This window comes from Nonomuraea sp. NPDC049504, from assembly GCF_040676845.1.
Taxonomy (GTDB): Bacteria; Actinomycetota; Actinomycetes; order Streptosporangiales; family Streptosporangiaceae; genus Nonomuraea; species Nonomuraea salmonea.
Genome location: NZ_JBFAPT010000004.1, coordinates 34,580 through 52,944, shown reverse-complemented (window position 1 = coordinate 52,944; position 18,365 = coordinate 34,580). Strand labels below are relative to the sequence as shown.

The following is an 18,365-nucleotide window of genomic DNA, read 5'->3' as shown; positions in this document are numbered from 1 at the left end:
GGGTCAGCACATCACCCACTTGATCGACTTCGACAGCTTCTTCGGCGAGGTGAGCTTGAAGACGACCTTGTGCGCGGTGCCGAGGCCCATGGTGATCTGCTTCTTGGTGCCGAAGTAGTCACCCTTGCCGTACGACGGCAGGCGCCGGGTGCCCTTCTCGAAGACCTTGCCGTCCACGACCCACCGGTACGAGAACTTGGCTCCCGGCTTGGGCCCCTCCAGCGCGATGCCGAAGCTCACCGGGCCGGAGTAGCACGTGACGCCGTTCCGGTTGATCCTGGACGCGCCGGCGACCCGTACGTACGCCAGCGAGAACGAGGCGGCCTGCGCGGCGGACGACCGGGCGGCCGCCTGCGCCGTCGCAGGAGCACCCCCGACGAGGACACCGGCCGCCACGGACGCGGCGACCGCGGCGGAGAAGAGCGGGAGCCGGAGCTGACGGCGAGGACGGGCGGTCAGGGTGGCTACGTTCGGCATGAAGCTTGTGACTCCTGATGCGGTTGCAATGATCTGCCGGACGCTAGCGTGATCTCCTGTAATTTGCGCGCTTTTCAGCGAATAGGCGCATATTTTCGCGGCTAGTGGCTTGGTTCGGATGCCTTGGTCGGTGATTGATCTTCCGTTCGTTGCGCGGCAGGCTGCCCCAGGATGATCAGCAGCCAGGTGCGTGAGCACATCTGCCTGATCGCCCGGACGTCCCCCGCCGACTGGAAGATCTCCGCGTTCTCCACCTGAAGCCTGACCGAGCTCGCCGAACACCTGGTCAAGCAGAACGTGGTCCCCGCATCCGCCGGCCCGGCGAGCAGCTCTACGTCGTCCTGGACGACTTCCTCCCTCACGAGCAATGCCCGCGCCGAACCGAAGAGCAGCTTTGCCCGCACCTGGTCCCTCGGTTCCCTGACAGGCAGCTCACCAGGGAACCGGGCCGTGCTCGTCGAAGAAGCCGCCGGTCGGCCCGTCATCGGGCAGCGTGGCGAGCCGGACGACCACGGCCGCGCCGTCGGCCGCGGTGCGGGTGAGGCCGGGGAACGCGGTGGTGAGGTCGGTCGCACACGGCCCCGGATCGGCGGCGTTGACCAGGATGTTGCGGCTGCGCAGTTCCTTGGCGTACTGCACGGTCAGCGAGTTGAGTGCGGTCTTGGACGGGACGTACGCGGCCAACGGGGGCCGGGTCGTGAAGTAGTCCTCGGGATCGGTCATCCGGGCGAGGGAGCCCAGTCCACTGCTGACATTGACGATCCGGGCGGCGGGGGAGCGGGCGAGCAGCGGCAGCATCGTGGTGGTCACGCTGATCACGCCGAACACGTTGGTCTCGAACACCTCGCGTACAGCGGGCAGTTCGACACTGGCAGGGCTCTGGGCGGCGAGGTCGCCAGAGATGCCGGCGTTGTTGACCAGGATGTCCAGCCGGCCAAAGCGCTCCTCGATCCAGCGGGCGGCGGACAGGACGCCGGCGCGGTCGGTGACGTCCAGGGTGACCGGGTACACCCGCGGGCCCAGGTCGGCTGCGGCTGCCGCACCGCGGCGCGGGTCGCGCGAGGCCAGCAGGACGTTCATGCCGAGCGAGGCGAGCCGGGCTGCGACCTCGCGCCCGATGCCCTTGTTGGCACCGGTGACCAGGGCAGTCGTGGTTTCTGTCATGCGTTCAGCCCACCACGAGGGCGGCCGGGAGCTCCAACACCGATCAGGAACGCGGCGATACCGTGCGGGTATGGAAAGACTGGAGGTCCGCGAGCTCGTCTACTTCACCGCTGTCGCCGAAGAACTGCACTTCGGCCGGGCGGCCGCCCGGCTAGGGATGACCCAACCGCCGCTCTCCCGCGCCATTCAGCAGCTCGAACGACGGCTGGGCGTAGCCCTGCTGGAACGTGGCAGCCGCCGGGTCGCCCTGACCGAGGCGGGGGCCGTCCTGCTCCGCGAGAGCCGTACGGTGCTCGACGCCGCGTCGGCCGCGGCGCGCCGCACCCGGCGGGCCGGCCGCGCCGACCCGCGTCTGGTCCTGGTCATCAAGCCGGGCGGCGACGGTGGCCTGCTGCCCGCGATCCTCGACGCCTATCAGGATGAGCCGGGTGCGCTGCCGGTCGAGCTGGTGTGCAGCTTCGGCGAACGTGAGATCCTCCTGCGGGAGGGTCGTGCCGACGCCGCCCTGCTTCACCGCCCCCACCACGACCTCACCGGCCTGGACACCCAGGACCTCCTGACCGAGGCTCAACTTCTCGTGATTCCGCGTTCGCATCGCCTCGCGGGCCGTACCCGGGTCTGCCTGAACGACCTCGCCGGGGAGCCCCTGCCGCGCTGGCCGGGCTCATCCGAGGGTGGCTCACACGGACCCGAGGTCCACGACCTTGGGCAGCTTCTCCACCTCATCGCCTTGCGCCGCATGGTCGCCGTCCTCCCCTCCTCCATCCGCGACCAGCTCCGCGACGACCTGGTCGCGGTCCCAGTCGATGATGCCGAGCCCACCACGCTCGTCCTCGCCTGGCCCGAGCACGCCACCTCCCCAGCCCTGGCCGCCTTCGTCCGCGCGGCCGCCGCCGTGGCGGGCAAGGCGACGGGCCACGGCGGGTAGAGGGGGGAGACGCGCGGGGTGGGATGCGCCCTCGCCCATGCTCGCAGGCGTGCGAACACTCCAGGCCGCCGAGGCCGCCCGGAGCAGCCGGGCCGAGGCGGGGGAGGTTCCGGCCGGTGCGCGGCGGTTCGTGTTCCTGTTCGACCGGTCGGTGAGTTTCAATCCCGGGGCCTTTCCCACGTGCGCGCGTACCGTGATCGAGGAGCAGGGACCACAGGCGTGCCCGGCGGGGTCGCGGATCGGCGGCGGGCTCGGGACATCCGCGGACGGGCAGTCGCAGGAGGTGCTGGCCTTCAACACGCGGGTGGGGCGGTCGCCAGGGGTGCTGGTGGTGCTGACCGGCTCCGGGGTGGCTTTGGAGCAGACCTTGGAGCGGGTCGCGGACCCGTACCGCGAGGACTACCGGTGGGCCCTGGACGAGATCCTGCCACCCACGTCCGTGCCCCCGCAGGACCGCGCGGGCACGATCCGCTTCCAGCTCTCCTTCGGCGCGACGCGCCAGCACCGGGGCCGCACGGTCGGCTTCGCCGAAACCACCGCCAAGCCGGGCGACCGGCTGACCTTCGGCCTGTGGAGCGAGTTCGTCACCGGCCAGGTCGTCCTGCCCACCGCCCGGACACCGCCTGGACACCGCTCAGGAACGGCGACCGTTAGCCAGATCCTTGACCTCTCCGGTGGTGCTGGTGGCGACCAGGGCGGTGGCGAAGAGAATGAGCTGGTTGAGCACCTTGAGGAAGAGCAGCATCGCGACCGCTCCCGTGACGACCTGGTACGCGGGATTGGCGGCCGTGAGGTTGAGCACGGCCTGGCCGAGCGTCTTGAGGATCTCCAGGCCGATCGTGATGACCAGCGCAGGCCCGATCACCCGCCGCGGCGACAGGTGCAGCCGTGGCGGCGCGGTCAGCAGCGCGATGGCCAGCACCGTGTTGACCCCGCTGCCCAGCACGAACGCCGCCACCGGCAGCATCCACTGGACAGGGGCGGCCCGCACGCCCACGGTGTGGCCCGCGACCCAGGTCAGCAGCCATTCGGCGGAGAAGGCGACGGCGAGCGACAGCGCGAGCAGGAGCCCGAGCCCCGCCACGATGCCCAGGTCGATGAGCTGGCGCAGGAAGAAGCGGCCCGGATACTCCTCCAGCCGCCAGATCGCCCTGGTCGCCGAGCGGAGCGTGTCCATCCAGAACAGGCCCGTCAGGGGGAGGACCACGCAGGCCACGAGCCCGGCGGTGTCACCGGCGTCGCGCAGCGCCTGGACGTCCAGGCGCGGGAAGGTGTCGCTCAGGTAGAGCTGCACCTGGGCCAGTGCCGCCGGCGAGTGCAGGACCCGGCCGAGGATGGCGAACCCCAGCAGGCCCAGGGCGAAGGTGGCGAAGAAGGCGTAGTAGGTGAGAGCGGCCGACAGCCGGCCCGCGTCGACCTGGTCGTAGCGGATCAGGGCCCGCGCCGTGTGATCCAGCCAGCCGTGCCGGCTCCTCGCGCTCTTCCACCCCTCCGCCATCCGGCCGAGCCAGTGGCGGGCGCTCATGGCGAGGTCCGGCACGTCGGCGAAACGCGGCCCTGAACGCGCGCCGCACCGCGACGACCGCGGTAGCTGACGATGCGGCCCCCGGGACCGGCACAGCGGAGATCCGCACAGCGGAGATCCACACAGCGGAGATCCACACAGCGGAGATCTGCGCGGATCGCGGAGAACCGGTCAGTACGGTGCACGCATGAATGGTGTCATAAGGCTGACACCCGGCTCCGCCAGGATCAGTGGTGCCTTCACGGACACTGGAGTCGGCCAGGGGCCCGGGGCGCCGGCCGCTATCCCGTGCCGTGGAGCCAGGCGGTCTCGGTCTTGTGGAACGCGTCGAGTTCGGCCGGACGGTCGTCGCCGAGCAGGTCCTGGCTCACCGTCACGCCGCGGGTCGACTGGATCCAGGCGAGGAACCGGTAGGACGGCCGAAGCCCGGAAAGTGCGGCCGCGTCCACCGGAAGCGGCTCGCCCGCGTAGACGGGCCGCAGTTCGTCGCGCTCCAGCAGGACCTCGAAGCTCAGCAGCTTCCACCGTCCGTCCTCCCGGACGGCACGGGAGAAGAACCGGCAGTAGGCGTGGAAGTCGACCTCCACTCCCTCCACCGTGGTCCGGTTGAAGATCTTGGCCGGGCTCTCGACGGTCGCCCGGTCGCCCTCGACCCGCGCGTAGGCGGGGAAGACCCAGTGTTTGCTGTTGCCGGTCCGCGCCATCCACGTCTTCGTCGCCTCGACGTAGGCGTCGCCGCCGCGTCCGTCGTACCAGGTGGTCCTGACGTAGGCGTCGTCGTGGAAGCAGTCGCGCATCACGTCGAAGAGCCGCTGGTCGCGGGCGAAGCGTTCCCGCCGCACCAGGTCGAAGAGCTCGTCGCGGTCCAGGAGGGCGGCCGGCCGGTCGGTGTTCACCATGTCATCCCCTCGGGATAGCCGAGCACGGCCTTCACCTCGAGGTACTCCTCGAAGCCGAACCGCCCGAACTCGCGTCCGTTCCCGGACTGCTTGTAGCCGCCGAACGGCAGGCTGCGGTCGAACGGGGCGCCGTTGAGGTAGACGCGGCCCGCGCGGATGCGGTTGGCGACCCTGCGGGCGCGGTCGGGGTCCTTCGACTGTACGAAGCCCGCCAGCCCGTACGGCGTGTCGTTCGCGATCTCGACGGCCTCGTCCTCGGTCTCGTACAGCAGGATCGACAGCACGGGCCCGAAGATCTCCTCGCGCGCGATCCGCATCTGCGGCGTGACGTCGCCGAACACGGTCGGGCGGACGTAGAACCCCTTGTCGAGCCCGTCGGGACGCTCCGGGCCGCCGGCCACGAGCGTCGCGCCCTCGTCGATCCCCGACTGCACGAGCCCGGTGACCTTGTCCAGCTGTGCCTGGCTCACCACGGGGCCCATCGTGGTCGCAGGATCGAACGGGTCGCCGAGACGGACCTCCTCGACCGCCCGCCGCGCGGCGGCGTACGCCTCGTCGCGCTGCGATCGGTGCACGAGCATCCGCGTGGGTGACTGGCAGTTCTGGCCGCCGTTGGTGTAGCACGCGTGCACCCCGGCGACGACCGCGGACGCAAGGTCCGCGTCGGGCAGGATGATGTTGGCCGACTTGCCGCCGAGTTCGAGCGCGACGCGCTTCACCGTGTCGGCCGCGAGCTTGGAGACCCTGATGCCGGCGCCGGTGGAGCCGGTGAGCGAGACCATGTCGATGCCGGGGTGCGCCGCGATGGCCTCACCGACCGTGGGGCCGTCCCCGTTGACGAGGTTGAACACGCCGGGCGGCAGTCCGGCGTCGTGGATGACCTCGGCGAGCACCATGGCGCTGAGCGGCGCGATCTCGCTCGGCTTGAGCACCACGGTGCAGCCGGTGGCGAGGGCGGGGGCCACCTTCGACGCGACCTGGTTGAGCGGCCAGTTCCACGGCGTGATGAGGCCGCAGACGCCGATCGGCTCACGCCGTACGATCCCGGCGCCCATCTCCTCCTCGAAGCGGTAGTCCGCGAGCACGCGGGCCGCCTCCTCGAAGTGGAACAGCGCCACCGTGGCCTGGCGCTGCGTCGCGAACGTGATCGGCGCTCCCATCTCGCGCGTCATCGTCCTGGCGATCTCGGGCAGCCGGGCACGGAAGCCGGAGATGATCCGCTGGAGGTACTCCAGCCGTTGCTCCACGCTGACCTGCGCGTACGTGGCGAAGGCCGTGCGCGCCGCCGCCACGGCGCGGTCGACGTCCTCGGCCGTCCCGAGGCTGATCTCCGCGAACGTCTCCTCGGTCGCGGGGTCGAGGACGCCGAGGGTCCGCGGCTCAGCGGGATCGACCCACGCGCCCCCGATGTAGAACTGGTGTCTAGTGGACACTCTCCAACCTCCTCATGGTGTCGCCGCGGTGAGCGGGACGTCGAGGCGCGAGCGGAGCTCGTGGAACGAGATCCCCCACGTCTCCCGGACGAGGACCGCGTCCCCGGTGATCTCGAACGTGGCGACGTCGGTGTAGACCCGGTCCACGCACCGCAGCGCGGTGAGCGGATACGTGCACTCCTTGACGAGTTTCGGCTCGCCGGCCCTGGTGAACAGCGACATCAGCACGTAGACCTGCTTGGCGCCCACGGCGAGGTCCATCGCTCCGCCGACCGCCGGGATCGCGCCGGGCTCGCCGGTGTGCCAGTTGGCGAGGTCGCCTGCTGCCGAGACCTGGTAGGCGCCGAGGACGCACAGGTCGAGGTGGCCGCCTCGCATCATGGCGAACGAGTCGGCGTGGTGGAAGTACGAGGCGCCGGGCAGCTCGGTCACCGGGAGCTTGCCGGCGTTGATCAGGTCGGGGTCGACCGCGTCGCCGGTCGCCGCCGGCCCCATGCCGAGCATGCCGTTCTCGGTGTGCAGGATGACCCCCGACTCCGGGGGGAGATGGTCGCCGACGGTCGTGGGCTGGCCGATGCCGAGGTTGACGTACGCCCCGTGGGGGATGTCGCGCGCGAGCACCCGCGCCATCTCGTCCCGCCCGAGGGGGCCGCGGTCAACGTGCTGAGCGATCATGACGCCACCCGCACGATCCGGTCGACGTAGATGCCCGGGGTGACCACGACCTCGGGGTCCAGCGCTCCCGGCTCGACGACGTGCTTCACCTGCACGATGGTGGTCGTCGCGGCCGTCGCCATGACGGGTGCGAAGTTGCGCGCCGTCTTGCGGTAGACGAGGTTCCCGAGGGTGTCCGCGGTGTGGGCGCTGATGAGCGCGACGTCGGCGGCGATGGGCAGCTCCAGCACGTACGTCCGGCCGTCGATCTCGCGGGTCTCCTTGCCCTCCGCGAGGAGGGTCCCGACCCCGGTACGGGTGTAGAACCCGCCGATCCCGGCTCCGGCGGCGCGCATGCGCTCGGCCAGGTTCCCCTGCGGCACGACCTCCAGCTCGATCCTCCCGCCGCGGTACAGCTCGTCGAAGACCCAGGAGTCCGTCTGCCGGGGGAACGAGCACAGGATCTTGCGCACCCGCCCGGCCGCGAGCAGGGCCGCGAGCCCGGTGTCACCGTTGCCCGCGTTGTTCGACACGACGGTGAGGTCCCGCGCTCCCTGCCGGATCAGCGCGTCGATCAGCTCGAACGGCAGGCCGGCCGTGCCGAAGCCGCCGACCAGCACCGTCGAGCCGTCGGCGACGCCGCTGACCGCCTCGTCGGCGGAGGCGCAGAGCAGCGTCATGCGACGTTCTCCAGCACGACCGCCAGGCCCTGACCCACGCCGATGCAGATGGCCGCCACGCCCCACCGTTCGCCGGACTCCACGAGCCGCGCCGCGAGGGTGCCGAGGATGCGCCCGCCCGAGGCGCCCAGCGGGTGCCCGATGGCGATCGCCCCGCCCTTGGCGTTGACGAGCTCGGTGTCCCGCAGCCCGAGCTTCAGCCAGGCGTCGACGCAGGCGATCGACTGGACGGCGAACGCCTCGTTCAGTTCGACGGCGCCGACGTCCTCCCAGGTGATGCCCGCCCGCTTGAGCGCGTCGCCGGCGGCCTCGACCGGGGCGTAGCCGAACTGCTGCGGCTCCAGCGCCGACCAGCCGCGACCGGCGATCCGCGCGATTGGGTCACGGCCGATGGCCGCGGCGGCGTTCGCCGAGCCCAGCAGGACCGCGCTCGCGCCGTCGTTCAGCGGTGAGGCGTTGCCGGCGGTGATCGTCCCGTCGGGCCGGAACGCCGGCTTCAGCTTGGCCAGCGCCTCGAGCGAGGTGCCGGGACGGATGCTCTCGTCCTGGGTCAGGTCGGCGCCGGGGACGGGCACCACGAGGTCGTCGTAGAAGCCCTTCGCCCACGCCTCCGCCGCGAGGCGGTGCGAGCGGGCGCCGAACTCGTCCTGCCGCTCGCGCGAGATCGAGAACTTCTCCCGCAGCTGCTCGTTGCACTCGCCCAGCGAGACCGTCCACTCGGCGGGCATCCGCTCGTTCACCAGCCGCCAGCCGAGCGTCGTGGAGACGGCGGTGACGTCGCCCGCCGGGAACCGGCGCGACGGCTTCGGCAGGACCCACGGCGCCCGCGTCATCGACTCCACGCCGCCGGCGATCGCGATCTCCGCGTCACCGACCTCGATCATGCGGGAGGCCATCATGGCGGCGTCCAGCGACGAGCCGCAGAGCCGGTTCACCGTGGTGGCGGTCACCGAGACGGGCATGCCGGCCAGCAGCACGGCCATCCGGCCGACGTTGCGGTTGTCCTCGCCGGCGCCGTTGGCGTTGCCCCAGAACACGTCGCCGACCAGGCCGGGGTCCAGGCCCGGCGAGCGGTCGAGCAGTCCCTTCAGCGCGGTCGCGGCCAGATCGTCGGTCCTCGTGTCGGCCAGGGCTCCGTTGAACCGGCCGAACGGGGTCCTGACCGACGCGTACACGAATGAGCTGCTCATCGGAGCGTCTCCACTTCCTGCCCCATCTCAGGAGGCGTCCTTCGCTTGCTTGCGGATGTCGTCGTAGGAGAAGTCGTTGATGGCGGCGAGCAGGTCGGTCGTGTAGATCTCCGTGGCCGGGAACGCCTTGTCCACGAGCCCGGCGGACGCCATGAACTCCACCATCCCGGTCGCCGCCTTCGCGTCGATCCGGCCCCACTCGCCGTCCTCGACCCCCTGGTCGGCCAGCCGTACCTTGAGGATCTTGACCTGGGACGCCATCGCGTCCCTCTCCGGTCCGCTGCCCCGGGTCTCCGGGTGGAGCTTCCACAGGTCGCGGATCGCGGCCTCGGGATTGGCCTGGGCGAAGGCGAAGCCCTTCGCGATGGCGCGGCCGAACCGCTCCAGGACGTCCTTCCGCTCGGCGATCGTCTTCCGCGTCGCCGCGAACCCGCCGCCCCAGATGCCGGCGGTCTGGGGCACCGGCAACGGGGTGAGCTGGATCCCGGAGTCCTCGACGATCGCGTACTGGGTGTCCCAGAGGGCCAGCGCGTCGACCTGGCCGCTCTTGATGGCGTTGATCTGCTGGGCGCCCGCGCCGATCGGCACCAGGCCGGCGGCGTTCTCGCTCATCCCGTTGAGCTCCATCGCGGTGCGGGCGAACGTCCCGCCCGAGCTGGCCACCGCGGTCACCCCGATCTTCCTGCCCTTCAGGTCCGCGACGCTCCGCACCGCCGAGCCCTGGGGCAGCTGCAGGCTGTAGATCCAGTGCGGGTAGTACGACGCGAAGTAGGCCAGGTCCAGGTTCTTGGCGTGACCGATCGCGACCGGCTCACCGGTCATCAGCGCCACGTCGGCGCCCCCGGCGGCCACCTGCTGCGCCGACTGCGTGCCGGAGGGGAACAGCTGGACCTCGACGTCGAGCCCCTCGTCCTTGAAGTAGCCCTCGGCCTCGGGGACCACCAGGGTGGTGTAGCCGGCGTTCCAGCTGGGCGCGCTCAGGGCGAAGGTGACTTTGTCGAGGCCGGCGCCGCCCGCCGGGTCGCCCCCCTCCCCACCGCATGCGCCCAGCGTGGCCACCATGAGGATTCCTGCGAACAGGCCGGTCAGGCTCTTGAGCCGTCTCGTCATCGTCGGTCTTTCCCATCAGAGCTCGTGTGCGTGTCGTGCCAGTGCGGGAGGACGTGCCGCCCGACGAGGTCGAGCGTGTGGCGGGCGACCTCCGGGGGCGTGCCGAGCGGGGCGACCCGCAGCTGTACGGACGTGACCCCCGCCCGTACGTACCGGTCGATCGTCGCGTCGATGTCGTCGGGCGTGCCCACCATGGGGAGCTCAAGCTCGGCAGGGCCGTCCGCACCCGTCCACAGGCCCCGTTCGGTGTAGTAGCCGGTCGCGGCCTTCAGGTGGCGTGCGGCGAGTTCGCGGGCGGTGGCGGCGTCCTCGTGGACGACGCAGAACCTGGTGGTGGCGACCGTTCCCGCTGTCTCGCCGCGCCCCGACCAGTAGGCGGCCGCCTGCTGGAACAGCAGGTCGTCGCAGTAGTTCGTCGCGCCGTAGAAGCCGTCGGCGAGCGTCGCGGCACGGCGGGCCGAGGCGGCCACCTTGCCGCCCACCAGGATTCGCGGCCCGCCGCGCCGCACCGGAGGCGGGACCGCCACCGGCGCGCCGGCACTCGGGTCGCCGGACCAGGCGTCGCGCAGCAGCTTCAGCGTGTCGTCGAAGGCGGCGCCGGCCGGGCCTGAGGGGGGCAGCCCGGCCCGGTGGGCGACCTCCGGGCCGCCGAGCCCGAGGCCGAGGGTGAGCTTCCCGCCGCACAGCTGGTCGAGCAGCGCGGCCTCGTACGCCAGCTTCTCCGGACTGTACGCGCGCAGGAGCAGCACCGCCGACCCCAGCGCCAGGGACGTCCGCCCGGCCAGATGCCCCAGGACCATCAGGACGGACGGAAGGTGGAACGGCTGAGCGGCCGCGTGATAGCTCTCACCCACCCACGCGGAGTCGAAACCGTGCCGCTCCGCGCGGGCGAGCAGCGTGACCGCGCGATCCACCTGCGGGCGGACCGGCTCCTGGGAGCTCAGATCGAGCGCGACCCCCAGCCGCATTCAGCCGGCGCTCTCTGCTTGCTTGACGACCTCGTCGTGGGAGAACTCGTTGAACGCCTTGAACATCGCGTCGGTGTAGATCTCCTTCGCCGGGAACTTCTTGATCAGTCCGGCCGAGGCCATGAAGTCGAGCGAACGGGTGAACGCCGCCTCGTCGATCCGGCCCAGCGTCTTGTCGTCGAAGCCCTGCCCGTCCAGGCGCACTTCAAGGACCTTGACCCCGTCGGCCAGCGCCTTCTCCTCCGGTTCCGACCCGCGGGTCTCCGGATAGAGCTTCCACAGGTCGCGGATCGCGGCCTCGGGGTTGGCCTTGGCGAAGACGAACGCCTTGGCCACCGCACGCCCGAACCGTTCGAGGACGTCCTTCTTGGCCTCGAGGTTCTTGCGGCTCGTCGCGAAGCCGCCGCCCCATGCGTCCGCCGTCTCCTTGATCGGCAGCGGCGTCAGCGTGACGCCGGCGTTCCTGACGATCTGGTACTGGATGTCCCAGAGCGCCAGCGCGTCGACCTGGCCGCTCTTGATGGCGTTGATCTGCTGGGCGCCGGCGCCGATCGGCACCAGCGTGGCGCCGTTCTGGCCCAGCCCGTTGAGCTCCATCGCGGTACGGGCGAACGTCGCGCCGGAGCTCGCGACCGCCGAGACACCGATCTTCTTGCCCTTCAGGTCGGCGATGCTCCGCACGGCCGAACCGTCCGGCACCTGGAGGCTGTAGATCCACTTCGCCCAGTAGGAGCTGAAGTAGGCCAGGTCCAGGTCCTTGTCATGGCCGATGGCCACGGGCTCGACCGTCATGAGGCCGAGGTCGGCACCGCCGCCGGCGACCTGCTGCGCCGCCTGGGTGGCCGACGGGAACAGGTTGGTCGTGACCTTCAGACCCTCCTGCTCGTAGAAGCCCTCGGCCTCGACGACGGCCATGACCGCGTAGCCGGCGTTCCAGCTCGGGGACGCCATCGCGAACGTCACCGGCGTCAGCTCGCCGGACTCGGCCGAGTCCCCGGATCCGTTGTCGGAACCGCACGCGCTCAGCGTTACGACCGCGCACAAGACGGCGACCGCACCACTGACGACTTTCACCGCTCGTCCGGTCTTCACGATGGAACCTGCCTCTTACTGGTTGGGGAGGGGGTAGGTGTCTTCGTTGAGCACGCGGCCCGGCGTCAGGGAGAAGTCCAGACGCGGCGGGCAGAAGATGTCGATCAGCTGGTTGGTCCCCGGGCCGACGGCCTCGCTGGTGTGGATCATGGGCGGCGGGATCACGGCCACGGAAGGGCTGCCGCACTTCAGGTGCCGGTCCTCGCGCCACTCGCTGCGCCGCCTGGACCACGGGGTCCGCAGGTGGTGGACGTACTCTCCCTCCACGGCGAGCGAGCACTGCTCGAAGTCGTCGTGGTCGTGCGGCGAGAGGGTGTCCGGATCGCGCGGGCCGATCCTGGGCGCCAGAAAGTTGATCATGAAGGTGCTGCACCGCACGATCTGGCCCGGGCGGATGGCGTCCTGCGTCACCTGAAGGTCGGCCAGCCGGTAGGCCCGGATGCGGTAACCCTCGGGCGGGTCGGGCCACGGCTCGAACGGCTTGGTGTTCGGGTGCGGATCGGCGTACGCGTCCCGGTTGCGCGCCTTGTCCAGCAGGTCGGCGGACCGGGAGCTGAACAGCCGTACGACGGTGCAGTCGTCGACGCCGACGATCGCACTGCTGCCGGGCGGGACCATCACCACGGCCTTGCCCGAGACCGACTCGGACTCCCGCGACGCACGGATGACGACGCTGCACTCCTCGTACGGGAGGATCGCGACGTACTCGTCCGGCTGGTCATCGCGATCCAGCACGTCGCCGGCGACCAGCGTCGTGTAGGCGAGGACGAAGTTGTGCCCGCGGAAGTACCACGTCGACGATCCGGCAGGGGTCGTCTCGTCGGGATCGCCCGTGCCGAGGTCTGAGAACTCCACGTCGGGTGGGGTGGCCAAGGTGGTCATCGTCTGCCTCATCTGTCGTAGGGGGTGTGGTCGCTCAGTCGTCCAGGCCGAGCAGGAAGGCCGGGTTGTCGCAGAAGATCTGCCGCAGCGACCTCTCGTCCAGGCCGAGGTCCAGCAGCGCGGTCGCGACGCGGATGTAGGAGTCCACCGGCAGCGGCCGGTCCTTCTGGCCGAGGTCGGAGGCCATCACGGTGTGCTCGGGGCCGATCTTCTCGATCCAGTCGAGGAGGAGCCTCGGGTCCCACTTCTTGGTCCCCTCGGGGTCGTAGAAGCCGGTCTCGTGCTCGACGAACGCCCCGTAGCCGACCAGCTCGCGGCACTTCGCCTCGTCCGCGCCGATGACGTAGTCGGGATGGTTGAGCAGCATCCTGGTGACGCCCTTGTCCTTGGCCGCGGCGAACAGCTGGGTGATCGACTCGGTCTCCATGTGCCCGCCGGTCACCATCGCGCCGGTCTCCTTGACCAGGTCGAGCACCTCGTAGACCTCGGGGATGAGCTCGCCGTTCTCCTGGTGGATGTCGACCCTGGACGACGGCACCTCGACGCTGGCCGTGGGGAAGCCGACGCCCTCCGGATGGCATTCGATGTGCCGGTCGGCCGAGAACGTCGGGAACCACACGGCCTTGCCCCCCATGCGCAGGCACATGGCCACCGCCTGGGGGTTGATGCCGCCGATCATGCTGTTCAGGGTGATGCCGCCGAAGACCGGGGTCTTGATCGTGGACAGCCGGTCGCTCATCGCGAGCAGGTCCATGACCGTGTTGTGGTGGTGGGACTTCACCAGCACGCCGCGCATGCCGAGCCGCTCGCCGTCCTTACCGGCCTCGGCGTGGTCGATCCGTCGGGGGAACGGGTTGGGGCCGGAATGACAGTGCAGGTCAACGCAGCCGTCGAGCAGCTTGATGATGGCGGGGGAGTCAGTCATGAAGTCTCCGGGGGTCGGCGGAAGTTCACATCACCGTTCGCATCACAGACTTAAAGTTCGCTATCCGGTCTGTCAATAGGGTGCATACCGAAACACTTACCCGAAACACCTGGAAAACCTTGCAGCAATCGCGAGGGCGTGCATAACCTCTGTCCGTACTGCGAACTACAAGAACTCTCTACGGACATCAACGCAACGGGGTGGGGGCCGATGACGGAGCGCCAGGACGACAGACAGGTGACTGCCCGCGAGCAGGACATCCAGGCGGTGAGCCGGACCGCGCAGATCCTCGGACTGTTCGGCCCTGAGACACCTGAGCTCTCCGTCGCGGAGGCCACCCGCCGGCTCGGCCTCAACCGGACCACGGTGCACCGCTACTTCAGCTCGATGATCGGTTGCGGCCTGTTGGAGCGCGTGGAGGAGTCCGCACTCGTCCGTCCAGGACGGTCGATCCTGCAGCTCGGCAGCTTCGCGCTGGGCCGCCAGCGCATCATGCAGATGGCGCCGGCCCACATGCGCGAGCTCGTCCGCGAGATCAAGGTCAGCACCGTGCTGTCGCTGTGGGGCACCTCAGGGCCGGTGGTCTCGCTGGTGGAGGAGGCCGAGCACCCCACCCTCGTGACGGTGCGCGTGGGCTCGCAGCTCGCGCTGGACTCCTCGCAGGCCAAGGTCTTCCTGGCCTTCCTCCCCGACCAGTTCAACGCCGACCGGCTCACCGGCAGCCTCCCCGAGCCCCAGCGCACCGAGACGCGCCGGCGCATCGAGGAGATCCGGCAGGCCGGCATGAGCAGCCACGTCAACCACCGCGGCATCTGCGTCGTCGCGGCGCCGGTGTTCGCGGCGACCGGGATCTGCGCCACGATCGCGGCCGTCGGCACCGAGCGGATGCTGCCGGCGGCGCTGGACTCCCGGGAGGCCACGGCGTTGAAGGCCGTCTGCAAGCGACTGACCAAGGAGATGGGCGGCACGTGGCCCGAGGGGGCCGGCTGATCGCTGCCGGCACGACGACCGAGGCGCGGGCAGCCTGCGCTCGAACCAGGTGAGGAATGACAGACATGCCGACCAGTACCGACACCGACCACGTGATCCGCCTGGACTCGGTGTCCATGCTCTACCCGACGAAGTCCGGCGGGACCGTCCAGGCTCTCGACGACGTCTCCCTCAGCGTCCGCGCCGGTGAGTTCATCTCCATCGTCGGCCCCAGCGGCTGCGGCAAGAGCACGCTGCTGCGGATCATCATGGGGCTGTCCCGCCAGACCTCGGGACAGGTCACCTTCGGGCCGTCGGACGACACCCACCGCAACCAGCTCGGGATGGTCTTCCAGCAGCCGCTGCTGCTGCCCTGGCGTACCGTGCGGAAGAACCTGCTGACCTCGCCTGACCTGCACCAGCGCCGGGACGCCGGCACCCACGCGAAGGCCGACGAGCTGCTGGTGATGCTCGGCCTGGAGGAGTTCGGCGACCGGTACCCCAACGAGCTGTCCGGCGGGATGCAGCAGCGGGTCGGGATCGGCCGCGCCCTCATGCACGACCCGCGCATCCTGCTCATGGACGAGCCGTTCGGCGCCCTCGACGCGATGACCCGCGACCAGATGGGACTGGACCTGCTGAAGATCTGGGACCAGGACCGCAAGACCGTGCTGTTCGTGACGCACAGCATCCCCGAGGCGGTGCTCCTCGCCGACCGCGTCGTGGTCATGACACCGCGGCCCGGCCGGTTGGCGGACGTCGTCGAGGTCGCGCTGCCTCGGCCACGGCGGCTCGAGAACATCAACACGCCCGAGTTCGGAGAGATCGTCCTGAAGATCCGCAAGCTGCTCGACTCCGAGCACAGCGCCCACTAGGAGCACTGATGTCCACCAACACCAAGCGCCACGCAGCCGGCCGAGAGGCGCTCGCCGTCCCGGACGGCGAGACCGGGCCGGTGGAGGCGCCCACGAGCCCGGACGCCCCGGTCCGCGCCCGGCGCCGCCGACTGCCGGAGATCACCTACAGCGTGCTGGTGTTCATCGGGCTGCTGGTGGTCTGGCAGGCCGTCGTGGAGATCCTCGACGTCTCCGACATCCTCGTCCCCGCACCCACAGCCGTCGCCGCCTCCCTGGTCGAAGGCTTCCAGGACGGCAGCCTGGTCACCCACTCGCTCGTCACCCTCAAGGAGATCCTGATCGGGTTCGGCATCGCGGTCGGCTCCGCGCTGGTCTCCGCCGTGCTCATCACCCAGTTCAGGACGGTGGAACGGGTGCTCTTCCCGCTGCTCATCCTGACCCAGACCATCCCCAAGGTCGCCATGGCGCCGCTGCTGATCGTCTGGTTCGGCATCGGGATCAGCTCGAAGGTGCTGACCGTGGCCCTCATCGCGTTCTTCCCCCTCCTCATCAACGCGATCCTGGGATTCCGGTCCGCCGCCTACGAGCAGGTCGAGATGCTCAGGTCCTTCGGGGCGTCCCGCATGCAGGTCATGCGGCACCTGCAGATCCCCTCGGCGCTGCCGCACATCTTCGCGGGACTGGAGGTCGCCGTCATCCTGTCCGTGACCGGCGCCGTGGTCGCGGAGTTCGTGGGCAGCTCGGAAGGTCTGGGCTACCTGATCCAGGCGACCAACTTCACCCTGGACGTGGCCAGGACCTTCGCGGTGATCGTCGTGCTGTCGGCCGTCGGCATCGCCCTGCACGCGGTCGTCGTACAGCTCGGCAAGTGGCTGGTCTTCTGGACCTCCACCCCCAACCAGACCGCCGGCGAGGTCTGAGCCGATGACACGGATGCGCGACGGAATCAACGGCGGCACGCTCGGGACCTGGATCAAGCTCGCCAGCCCCGAGAGCGTCGAGATCATGGCGTACGCGGGCTTCGACTTCGTGGTCATCGACCTCGAGCACACGACACTCGACCTGGGCGCCGCCTCCACCCACATCGCGACGGCCCGAGCCCTCGGGGTGGACCCGCTCGTCAGGGTGCCCGACCACGGACTCAGCGTGATCCAGCGGGTCCTCGACGCTGGCGCGGCCGGTGTGCTCGTGCCGCACGTCGACACGGTGGAGCAGGCCCGGGCGGTCGTACGGGCCACCCGCTTCCCGCCGCGCGGCGACCGCGGGTCAGGCGGCACCAGCCGAGCGGGCCGCTGGGGGCTGCTGCCCCGCGCGGACTACCTCAGCGCGCCGGTTCTGTGCGTCGTCCAGCTCGAAAGCGAGGCGGCGATGAAGAACGCCGGGGAGATCCTGGCCCTCGACGGCGTCGGTGCCGCGCTGGTCGGGACGGCCGACCTGTCGATGTCGATGGGCGTCGCGGCGGGCGGCGACGAGGTGGACCGGCTCGTCACCTCCGCGCTGGAGGCCGCCGCCGCGGCAGGCATCCCCATCGGCACCGCGTCCGCCACGAGCGACCAGGCCAGGGCCGCCCTGGCCAGGGGCTACGACTACGTGGTGGTCAGCAACGACACCTCGATCCTCGCCGCCGGCAGCCGGGCGATCGTGAACGCGATGAAACTCGCAGAGGGAGTCGCCCGATGAGCGCACCGCGCGTCGCCATCGTGACAGGTTCGAGCTCCGGGATCGGCGAAGGGATCGCCCGCGGGCTCGCGGCCGACGGCTTCACCGTCGTGGTGAACTCGGCCACCTCGGTCGACGCCGGTGAGCGCCTCGCGGCCGAGTTCCCCGGAGCGAGCTACGTCCAGGCCGACGTCGCCGATCCCGCCGACGCCGTACGCCTGGTGGAGACGGCCGTGCAGCGGCACGGCCGGCTCGACCTGCTGGTGAACAACGCCGGCGTCGCGCGCCCCGTCCCGCACGCCGACCTGGAGGCGATCACCGCCGACGACTGGCACCGGATCCTCGGCGTCAACGTCGTCGGGACGTGGCAGGTCTCCGTCGCCGCCGTGAAGGTGATGGAACCCGGCAGCCAGATCATCAACATCACCTCGGTGGGCGGCTCGCGCCCCCTCGGCAGCTCGATCCCCTACGCCGTCAGCAAGGCCGCCCTCGACCACCTGACGAGACTGCTGGCCAAGGCCGTAGGCCCGGACGTCCGCGTGAACGCCATCGCCCCCGGGCCCCTCCAAACCCGCCTCACCTCGGCCGGCCTCGCTCAACGGGCGTCCCGCACCGCGGCGATGACCCCACTGGGCCGCCTCGGCCAACCCTCCGACATCGCAGCCATGATCCTGGCCCTGACCAAGATCCCCTTCGTCACCGGCGAGGTGATCAACGTCGACGGCGGCATCAACCTCTTCACCCACATGGACGCCCCCCGCGACACCGCCCCCTGACAGCAGCCGAAGAGGGGAGAAGTGCGGATGCTTTCGGGCCACGGATCGACAGCGCGCCTTGGACAGCATCAGGAACCGCCTACAACCTGCGGTGATACGTGAGGCGTATTACCTGTTCCGACAGTTTCATTGGACGGGCGGGTGGCCGTGAACGCATGGTTGATCCGTGAAAGCCGG

The 18,365-nt window shown here is 70.3% G+C and carries 20 protein-coding genes; 6 read left to right on the top strand and 14 right to left on the bottom strand.

From position 1 onward, the window contains the following. Nucleotides 1-3: 3 nt before the first annotated feature. The 3 genes from AB0K28_RS09280 to AB0K28_RS09270 all read right to left on the bottom strand — a co-directional run bounded on the left by AB0K28_RS09280 (nucleotide 4) and on the right by AB0K28_RS09270 (nucleotide 1,641). Nucleotides 4-477 (bottom strand): hypothetical protein, encoded by a 474-nt coding sequence (locus tag AB0K28_RS09280; RefSeq protein ID WP_364367129.1) that lies wholly within the window; start codon nucleotides 475-477, stop codon nucleotides 4-6. 101 nt (nucleotides 478-578) lie between these two features. Then, complete coding sequence (locus tag AB0K28_RS09275) at nucleotides 579-881, bottom strand: hypothetical protein (RefSeq protein ID WP_364367126.1); 303 nt, start codon at nucleotides 879-881, stop codon at nucleotides 579-581. A gap of 28 nt (nucleotides 882-909) precedes the next feature. Beyond that, entirely contained in the window at nucleotides 910-1,641 is a 732-nt protein-coding gene (locus AB0K28_RS09270) for an SDR family oxidoreductase (protein ID WP_345391721.1), read from the bottom strand. A 70-nt stretch (nucleotides 1,642-1,711) separates the two neighbouring features. Here AB0K28_RS09270 and AB0K28_RS09265 point away from each other — a divergent pair, with 70 nt between their 5' ends. After that, a complete protein-coding gene (locus tag AB0K28_RS09265) occupies nucleotides 1,712-2,569 on the top strand; it encodes a LysR family transcriptional regulator (protein WP_364367123.1) in 858 nt (285 codons plus the stop codon). Nucleotides 2,570-3,203: 634 nt separating this feature from the next. Here the strand turns inward: AB0K28_RS09265 and AB0K28_RS09260 are convergent. From AB0K28_RS09260 to AB0K28_RS09210, 11 genes are all read right to left on the bottom strand, one after another. Continuing rightward, nucleotides 3,204-4,109: a YihY/virulence factor BrkB family protein gene (locus AB0K28_RS09260; protein WP_345391715.1), complete on the bottom strand. Its 906-nt coding sequence runs from the start codon at nucleotides 4,107-4,109 to the stop codon at nucleotides 3,204-3,206. A 266-nt stretch (nucleotides 4,110-4,375) separates the two neighbouring features. After that, nucleotides 4,376-4,993, bottom strand: a complete 618-nt coding sequence (locus AB0K28_RS09255) for a nuclear transport factor 2 family protein (RefSeq protein ID WP_345391712.1) — start codon at nucleotides 4,991-4,993, stop codon at nucleotides 4,376-4,378. Further along, a complete protein-coding gene (locus AB0K28_RS09250) occupies nucleotides 4,987-6,426 on the bottom strand; it encodes an aldehyde dehydrogenase family protein (protein ID WP_364367119.1) in 1,440 nt (479 codons plus the stop codon). The genes AB0K28_RS09255 and AB0K28_RS09250 overlap by 7 nt, the downstream gene beginning before the upstream one ends. 12 nt (nucleotides 6,427-6,438) lie before the next feature. Continuing rightward, nucleotides 6,439-7,101, bottom strand: a complete 663-nt coding sequence (locus AB0K28_RS09245) for a 3-oxoacid CoA-transferase subunit B (protein ID WP_364367116.1) — start codon at nucleotides 7,099-7,101, stop codon at nucleotides 6,439-6,441. After that, entirely contained in the window at nucleotides 7,098-7,760 is a 663-nt protein-coding gene (locus AB0K28_RS09240) for a 3-oxoacid CoA-transferase subunit A (protein WP_364367113.1), read from the bottom strand. The genes AB0K28_RS09245 and AB0K28_RS09240 overlap by 4 nt, the downstream gene beginning before the upstream one ends. Next, on the bottom strand, nucleotides 7,757-8,950 hold the full coding sequence (locus AB0K28_RS09235; protein ID WP_345391703.1) for a thiolase family protein: 1,194 nt from the start codon (nucleotides 8,948-8,950) through the stop codon (nucleotides 7,757-7,759). The genes AB0K28_RS09240 and AB0K28_RS09235 overlap by 4 nt, the downstream gene beginning before the upstream one ends. A 27-nt stretch (nucleotides 8,951-8,977) precedes the next feature. Next, nucleotides 8,978-10,060, bottom strand: coding sequence for an ABC transporter substrate-binding protein (locus AB0K28_RS09230; RefSeq protein WP_364367110.1), 1,083 nt, complete (start codon nucleotides 10,058-10,060; stop codon nucleotides 8,978-8,980). Further along, on the bottom strand, nucleotides 10,057-11,028 hold the full coding sequence (locus AB0K28_RS09225) for an LLM class flavin-dependent oxidoreductase (RefSeq protein WP_364367107.1): 972 nt from the start codon (nucleotides 11,026-11,028) through the stop codon (nucleotides 10,057-10,059). The genes AB0K28_RS09230 and AB0K28_RS09225 overlap by 4 nt, the downstream gene beginning before the upstream one ends. Next, nucleotides 11,029-12,120 (bottom strand): ABC transporter substrate-binding protein, encoded by a 1,092-nt coding sequence (locus tag AB0K28_RS09220; RefSeq protein WP_364367104.1) that lies wholly within the window; start codon nucleotides 12,118-12,120, stop codon nucleotides 11,029-11,031. 15 nt (nucleotides 12,121-12,135) lie between these two features. Further along, complete coding sequence (locus tag AB0K28_RS09215; protein WP_345391697.1) at nucleotides 12,136-13,002, bottom strand: hypothetical protein; 867 nt, start codon at nucleotides 13,000-13,002, stop codon at nucleotides 12,136-12,138. Nucleotides 13,003-13,036: 34 nt separating this feature from the next. After that, nucleotides 13,037-13,927 (bottom strand): DUF6282 family protein, encoded by an 891-nt coding sequence (locus AB0K28_RS09210; RefSeq protein WP_364367101.1) that lies wholly within the window; start codon nucleotides 13,925-13,927, stop codon nucleotides 13,037-13,039. 210 nt (nucleotides 13,928-14,137) lie between these two features. On the opposite strand from AB0K28_RS09210, the gene AB0K28_RS09205 reads away from it, so the two are divergent. From AB0K28_RS09205 to AB0K28_RS09185, 5 genes are all read left to right on the top strand, one after another. Next, nucleotides 14,138-14,917, top strand: coding sequence for a helix-turn-helix domain-containing protein (locus AB0K28_RS09205; protein ID WP_364367098.1), 780 nt, complete (start codon nucleotides 14,138-14,140; stop codon nucleotides 14,915-14,917). Between the two features lie 65 nt (nucleotides 14,918-14,982). After that, a complete protein-coding gene (locus tag AB0K28_RS09200; RefSeq protein ID WP_345391688.1) occupies nucleotides 14,983-15,771 on the top strand; it encodes an ABC transporter ATP-binding protein in 789 nt (262 codons plus the stop codon). An 8-nt stretch (nucleotides 15,772-15,779) separates the two neighbouring features. Further along, nucleotides 15,780-16,673, top strand: coding sequence for an ABC transporter permease (locus AB0K28_RS09195; protein WP_345391685.1), 894 nt, complete (start codon nucleotides 15,780-15,782; stop codon nucleotides 16,671-16,673). 13 nt (nucleotides 16,674-16,686) lie between these two features. Further along, nucleotides 16,687-17,433 (top strand): aldolase/citrate lyase family protein, encoded by a 747-nt coding sequence (locus AB0K28_RS09190; protein WP_364367095.1) that lies wholly within the window; start codon nucleotides 16,687-16,689, stop codon nucleotides 17,431-17,433. After that, on the top strand, nucleotides 17,430-18,188 hold the full coding sequence (locus AB0K28_RS09185) for an SDR family oxidoreductase (protein ID WP_364367093.1): 759 nt from the start codon (nucleotides 17,430-17,432) through the stop codon (nucleotides 18,186-18,188). The genes AB0K28_RS09190 and AB0K28_RS09185 overlap by 4 nt, the downstream gene beginning before the upstream one ends. Nucleotides 18,189-18,365 lie beyond the last annotated feature (177 nt).

Coding starts and splice junctions, on each gene's coding strand:
- AB0K28_RS09280 (WP_364367129.1), bottom strand. CDS start 477: ATGCCGAACGTAGCCACCCTGACCGCCCGTCCTCGCCGTCAGCTCCGG.
- AB0K28_RS09270 (WP_345391721.1), bottom strand. CDS start 1,641: ATGACAGAAACCACGACTGCCCTGGTCACCGGTGCCAACAAGGGCATC.
- AB0K28_RS09265 (WP_364367123.1), top strand. CDS start 1,712: ATGGAAAGACTGGAGGTCCGCGAGCTCGTCTACTTCACCGCTGTCGCC.
- AB0K28_RS09255 (WP_345391712.1), bottom strand. CDS start 4,993: ATGGTGAACACCGACCGGCCGGCCGCCCTCCTGGACCGCGACGAGCTC.
- AB0K28_RS09245 (WP_364367116.1), bottom strand. CDS start 7,101: ATGATCGCTCAGCACGTTGACCGCGGCCCCCTCGGGCGGGACGAGATG.
- AB0K28_RS09240 (WP_364367113.1), bottom strand. CDS start 7,760: ATGACGCTGCTCTGCGCCTCCGCCGACGAGGCGGTCAGCGGCGTCGCC.
- AB0K28_RS09235 (WP_345391703.1), bottom strand. CDS start 8,950: ATGAGCAGCTCATTCGTGTACGCGTCGGTCAGGACCCCGTTCGGCCGG.
- AB0K28_RS09230 (WP_364367110.1), bottom strand. CDS start 10,060: ATGACGAGACGGCTCAAGAGCCTGACCGGCCTGTTCGCAGGAATCCTC.
- AB0K28_RS09225 (WP_364367107.1), bottom strand. CDS start 11,028: ATGCGGCTGGGGGTCGCGCTCGATCTGAGCTCCCAGGAGCCGGTCCGC.
- AB0K28_RS09215 (WP_345391697.1), bottom strand. CDS start 13,002: ATGACCACCTTGGCCACCCCACCCGACGTGGAGTTCTCAGACCTCGGC.
- AB0K28_RS09210 (WP_364367101.1), bottom strand. CDS start 13,927: ATGACTGACTCCCCCGCCATCATCAAGCTGCTCGACGGCTGCGTTGAC.
- AB0K28_RS09205 (WP_364367098.1), top strand. CDS start 14,138: ATGACGGAGCGCCAGGACGACAGACAGGTGACTGCCCGCGAGCAGGAC.
- AB0K28_RS09200 (WP_345391688.1), top strand. CDS start 14,983: ATGCCGACCAGTACCGACACCGACCACGTGATCCGCCTGGACTCGGTG.
- AB0K28_RS09195 (WP_345391685.1), top strand. CDS start 15,780: ATGTCCACCAACACCAAGCGCCACGCAGCCGGCCGAGAGGCGCTCGCC.
- AB0K28_RS09190 (WP_364367095.1), top strand. CDS start 16,687: ATGCGCGACGGAATCAACGGCGGCACGCTCGGGACCTGGATCAAGCTC.
- AB0K28_RS09185 (WP_364367093.1), top strand. CDS start 17,430: ATGAGCGCACCGCGCGTCGCCATCGTGACAGGTTCGAGCTCCGGGATC.